This is a genomic window from Paenibacillus sp. 2TAB26 (genome assembly GCF_052115145.1).
Classification (GTDB): Bacteria; Bacillota; Bacilli; order Paenibacillales; family Paenibacillaceae; genus Pristimantibacillus.
Window position 1 is genome coordinate 1 of record NZ_JBFRGC010000083.1, and the last position, 581, is coordinate 581.

Sequence of the window (581 nt, forward strand, 5' to 3'; positions counted from 1 at the left end):
AAATTACACGTCATTTATTGCTTAAGCGTTACAGGGAACTTGGTGCCGCAATCAAGCGATAAAGGGCTRACGCTGTTTTTGAAAGAGAGGACACAGCTAATCTCTCAACAAGTATATGTATATAAATCTTAGGGTTATTTTGTTGGCTTCCGATGGGTAGCTGAAAAAATGAGAGACAAAACCATCTGGTTGTTGATATATTTCATTTAGTTCTATATAATTGCCTGAATATTTCAATAACTTTATAGGCAGGGACCAATTCATGACTGATTATAGCGAATTTAATGATTCTGAGCTAGCTAACCTGCTGAAGGAAGGGAATCAGTATGCATATACCGAAATATTTGAGAGATATAAAGGCTTGCTTTACAAACATGCATTTCGTTTGCTCAATGATCAGGAAGAGGCTAACGACATCATTCAGGATCTTTTTTTGACGCTTTGGCAAAAGAAGGCTGAACTTAATTTCAGAACTTCATTGTCTTCCTACCTCTACAGCGCAGTGCGCAATAGGATATTTGACCTGATCAGCCATCAGAAAGTAGCTTCTAAATATCTGGATTCCATCAAAGTTTTTGTCG

1 protein-coding gene is annotated in these 581 nt (G+C 37.4%); it reads left to right on the plus strand.

Features of this window, described 5'->3' with window-relative positions:
• Nucleotides 1-262: 262 nt before the first annotated feature.
• Nucleotides 263-581 (plus strand): RNA polymerase sigma factor (locus AB4Z50_RS35925; RefSeq protein WP_441887271.1); only part of this gene is annotated, 319 nt, incomplete at its 3' end.